Here is a 4,293-nt window from a genome sequence, read left to right as displayed (position 1 = left end):
CGGGGTTTATGCCGAGCGTCAGACTATGCCGCGTAGGCGCAGAACGACCGGGATGTCCGCAGGTTTGGGGGTAATCGGCTCGGCATAGTTTCACGGCCCTGCCGGGCATCAGTTACCGGGACAGGGTGTCATTACTGTTGCCGACGAGGCGATCGACCATGGCCGGTTACTTGCCCTACATGATCCATCAGCCCGTGCAGCAGCGTCCTGACTTCATCCGGTGTGAAGCCGCCATCACTGGGCCAGGCACCGCCGGTGAGATGCATGCGGTTCCATTTCCAGTAAGGAGACAGCACCTGCGTTAATCTTTCCGTCTCTCCGCAGTCGTAGCCGAAGCCGCTGGCATTGGCGTAGGCCAGGGATCTGTCGACGTGGAGCCCGATGTGACGCGCGCACCAAGCGTCAGGGAAGCCCACGTCCAGCAGGTGTGATGACAAGGCCAGTTGGGCAACGATGCCGGTAAAGTACAGAAAGTCGCTCCAGTCGCCCGGCGTGTTGGGAGCAAGCGAGCCCATGAATTCTTCCGCTCGCCGATAGCGGGCGCGGCTCAGGCTGCGCCCTTCCTGCGTTCGCAAGAGATGGAACGGCTCGCCACCGTAAATTCTCCATAGCGCCGCGAGCTCGCCATTAAAGGCTCTCGGGGCAGGCCTGACAGGCAGGCTGCCTTGTGACGAGACAGGGATAAGGTTGTCCATTGGCACCTCCGGTCCGCATCAATACGGTCAAGCGGAAGATGACGAGACGGATGCGGAAACAGTCCCGAACTCCCGCACGCTAGGCGCGGGAGCCGCCGGAGCTGGTAACATGCCTGTGACATGCGCCGCCGCCTTTAGTCCGAAGACTTGGACATGCGCGACGGCACCCCGGAAACCGAGGTGTCCGAGTTGCTTCACAGGCGGGATTACCAGTCCCGGCGCTGCCCTTTGCACAGCGCATCAAAAAGATAGCAGAGGCGAGTCCACGCGCCAAGGTCCGGGACAATGGGGCACGCAGTTGCCCTCCGCTACAAGGCGTCGAGAAACGCGAGCAGCCGGTCCCCTGGCTTGTAACGTCCACCCGTTCGTCCGTTGAACGGCTTGATCTTGGCCAGCGCCGCCTCCTTCAGGGCAAGGTGCGCATGTAGGTAGACTTGGGTGGTCTTGATGGACTCGTGCCCCAGCCAGAGCGCGATAACGGAAATGTCGACGCCCGCCTGGAGGAGCTCCATCGCCGCGCTGTGCCTGAGAACGTGAGGCGTGACCCGCTTGCGGCGAAGCGAAACGCATCGCTGCCTCGCGGTCTCCACATGACGGGCAAGCAGCCGCTGCACGGCATCGGCGCTCAGGCCGCCACCATGGATGTTGGGGAATAGCTTCGCCGAACCACGCTGGTCAGCCTCCTTGAGCCAGGCTTGCAGCAAATGGCACGTCTGCCTGGTGAGCGGGGTGGCCCGCTCCTTGCGCCCCTTGCCGATGCACCGGACATGTGCGCCGGTTCCGAAAACAACAGCATCGCGGTCAAGCTGGATGATCTCGGATAGCCGAAGGCCTGTTTGAGCGGCAAGGTGCAGCAGCATGTGATCGCGTCGGCCGATCCAGGTGCCCCGGTCGGGCGCCGCGAGGATCGCGTCGATCTCGCTTCGGGTCAGGAAATGCACCTTGCGCTTGTCGTGGAGTTTGCCGGGGATCGCGAGCACACGCTGAATCTGCCCGGCATAGGCGGGTTCCTCGAACGCGACGAAGCGGAAGAATGCGCGAATGGCGGTCAGGCGCAGGTTGCGTGTCTTGGCCCCGATCGACCGGTTCTCCTCGAGATCATCGAGGAAGGCCCCGATGAACGGGGCGTCGAAATCGGCAAGATCGAGCCGGGACGGCGGCTTGCCCAACTTCGTCTGCGCGAAGGTGAACAGCAGCCGGAACGTATCGCGGTAGGATGCGACGGTGTGCGGGCTGGCGTTGCGCTGTTGTATCAGGCGCTGAGTGAAGAAGCGCTCGATAAGCGAGGGGAGGTTAGTGGCGCCGGTCATGACACCGCCCCCCAACGCGCCTCGAGCCTGCCTGCGGCCTCGCTCATGAGTTCGGGGCAGGCCGAGAGGTACCAATACGTGTCGCGGACCTTACTATGGCCAAGATAGGTGGAAAGCGACGGAAGCAGGCGCTCGACATCTTCACCTGCTCGGTACCAGCGCAGGAGGGTGTTGACGGCAAAGCTATGGCGCAAGTCGTGGAGGCGCGGCCCCCGGCTATGCAACTCGGGATCACGTAACCCGATCCGCCGCAGTACGGCGAGAAAAACGCGTTCCGGGTACTGGGGGCGCAGCCGCTGGCCTCCTCGCAGGACGAAGAACCAGAGGCTTTTGCGGCAAGCGCGACAATCGTCGCGTTGCGCGGCGTAGTCGGCGAGCGCCCGGGTGGTGGTCGGATGTAGTGGGACGAGCCGTTCCTTGCCGCCCTTGGTCATGCGCAGGGTCAATATCCCGGCCTCGAGATCGACATCAGCGCGTTTGAGGCCAATTGCCTCACCGAGGCGCATGCCCGTAGCCGCGAGCAGACCGAAAAGGCAATGATAGGTGCGGCGATTGATGCCCTTGGCCAATCCCCAGCGCAGCGTTGCATCGAGTAGTCGCTCGATGTCCGCCTCGGTGTAGATATAGGGCCGCGGCCGCCTGGGTGATGGAAAGATGCCAGTGGGCGGCATCTCGGTCTCGGGTTCGATGTTCGAGAGATGTCGCGCAAACCCGCGCACCATCGACAGCCTGTTCGGCCAGGTCGTGCGCGAAGCCTGCGTAATCCATTCCACGGCCAGCTTGCGCGTGATGACCGTGGCCTGAGCCGCGTCCATGAATGCAACGAAATCGCCGAGACAACGTTCCTCGCCTTCGTAGCGATAGCCGAACCCGCGCCGCATGCGCAGATAGCGGGTCAGGGCCTGACGAAGCGCGCTCATTGCTGGCCTCCCAACCAGGGCAGCCCCAGAGGACGCAGGCTGTCGAAATCCACCTTGGCGTAGATCCGGGTCGTGTCCTGCTGTGCGTGGCGCAGGAGCTGACCGATCTCGGTCAGCGTCGCGCCCGATCGCAGAAGGCCGGTGGCCAGGCTGTGCCGGAAGGCGTGCGAACCGCGGCGAGCCAGACCTGTGATACCGGCACGCACAATCGCCGAACGTGCGACGGTCTGTATGCCACCGGCTCCCTTGAAGCCAGTGTATGGGGCGACGGCGAGCAGGAACAGCTGTCGGCTGTCCGATTGCGGACGGCCATGCTGCAGGTAGCTCGTGATCGCGGTACCGACATCGGGAGGCAGCGGCATGGTCGCGGTCTTGCGCCCCTTGCCGCGGACCGTGAACTGGCCCGCACGCCAGTCGAAATCATCAAGACTGAGCCTGGCAACTTCGCACGCCCGCAATCCCAACCGGGCGAGCAGCATCAGGATCGCATAGTCCCTTCGGCCGGTCGCTGTGCTCTGGTCGCAGCCATCAAGGACACGTTGAACCTTCTCGATCGGCATGAAACTCGGCAGGCGCTCGTTACTCGTACGCCGGATCGAAGGAATAGCTCCTGTCAGGTCGGCGGCGACGAAACCTTCGCAGTGCAGATACCGCAGGAACACCCGCAAGCGGGAACACATGATCCTGGCAGTCGTAGCGCCGCTGTCGCCGGCATGCCGTTCCACGTAACGGGCGAGATCGCGCCCGGAGAGCCGCGCGACGTCGGCGTTGGTGGCGATCCCCAGCTCTTGCAGGAACGGACGCAGGAACCACATGTGGCTTGCGATCGACGACGGCGCCAGGCCACGCTTGCGCTCCATGTAAAGGCTGTAGGCCTGAAGAATATCCTCGCGCGGATCATGTGGCGGGGTCGGCCGAGGCGCGATGACGTTGGCGTCACGCAGGATCGACAACAACCGAGCGAGTGCGAGGGCGTCCCCCCTGTATCGCGGCCGGTGCCGTGAGCGCTCGGCGAGATACCGGGTCACTAGTTCTTCCCGGATATCGACAAGGCCAGAGCCGGTGGCATCAAGCCAGAATCCAAAATCCCGAGCGAGGCTCAAATACCGGTGGCCCACCTCCCGGCTGTAACCACGCTGTTGAAGCCACTCGACGTAGAGATGGATGTGTTCGCCAAACGGGCCATGCTTCAAGCCCCTCAATACCCGGCTTGTGTTCAAATAATCGTCGGTGATCATCGTCGTTCCTCCGCGCACGTGATGTGCGGAGGGAACTAGAAACTATGCCGAGCCGATTACCCCCAAACCTGCGGACATCCCGGTCGTTCTGCACTTACGCGGCATAGTCTGACGCTCGGCATAAACTCCG

Annotated in this window: 4 protein-coding genes; all 4 read right to left on the bottom strand. The window is 63.2% G+C overall.

What is annotated here, in order from left to right:
• Positions 1 to 131: 131 nt before the first annotated feature.
• Positions 132 to 695, bottom strand: coding sequence for a hypothetical protein (locus tag MBENS4_RS23555; protein WP_052322754.1), 564 nt, complete (start codon positions 693 to 695; stop codon positions 132 to 134).
• 308 nt (positions 696 to 1,003) lie between these two features.
• Entirely contained in the window at positions 1,004 to 2,005 is a 1,002-nt protein-coding gene (locus MBENS4_RS23550) for a tyrosine-type recombinase/integrase (RefSeq protein WP_039396800.1), read from the bottom strand.
• Positions 2,002 to 2,925: a tyrosine-type recombinase/integrase gene (locus MBENS4_RS23545; protein WP_039396797.1), complete on the bottom strand. Its 924-nt coding sequence runs from the start codon at positions 2,923 to 2,925 to the stop codon at positions 2,002 to 2,004. Before MBENS4_RS23545 ends, MBENS4_RS23550 begins: the two co-directional genes overlap by 4 nt.
• Positions 2,922 to 4,163: a site-specific integrase gene (locus tag MBENS4_RS23540; RefSeq protein WP_039396794.1), complete on the bottom strand. Its 1,242-nt coding sequence runs from the start codon at positions 4,161 to 4,163 to the stop codon at positions 2,922 to 2,924. Before MBENS4_RS23540 ends, MBENS4_RS23545 begins: the two co-directional genes overlap by 4 nt.
• Positions 4,164 to 4,293: the final 130 nt, after the last annotated feature.

Source organism: Novosphingobium sp. MBES04 (assembly GCF_000813185.1).
Lineage (GTDB): Bacteria > Pseudomonadota > Alphaproteobacteria > Sphingomonadales > Sphingomonadaceae > Novosphingobium > Novosphingobium decolorationis.
The sequence above is the reverse complement of the archived record's forward strand: the minus strand, read 5'-3'. Positions and strand labels throughout refer to the sequence as shown.

Coding starts and splice junctions, on each gene's coding strand:
- MBENS4_RS23555 (WP_052322754.1), bottom strand. CDS start 695: ATGGACAACCTTATCCCTGTCTCGTCACAAGGCAGCCTGCCTGTCAGG.
- MBENS4_RS23550 (WP_039396800.1), bottom strand. CDS start 2,005: ATGACCGGCGCCACTAACCTCCCCTCGCTTATCGAGCGCTTCTTCACT.
- MBENS4_RS23545 (WP_039396797.1), bottom strand. CDS start 2,925: ATGAGCGCGCTTCGTCAGGCCCTGACCCGCTATCTGCGCATGCGGCGC.
- MBENS4_RS23540 (WP_039396794.1), bottom strand. CDS start 4,163: ATGATCACCGACGATTATTTGAACACAAGCCGGGTATTGAGGGGCTTG.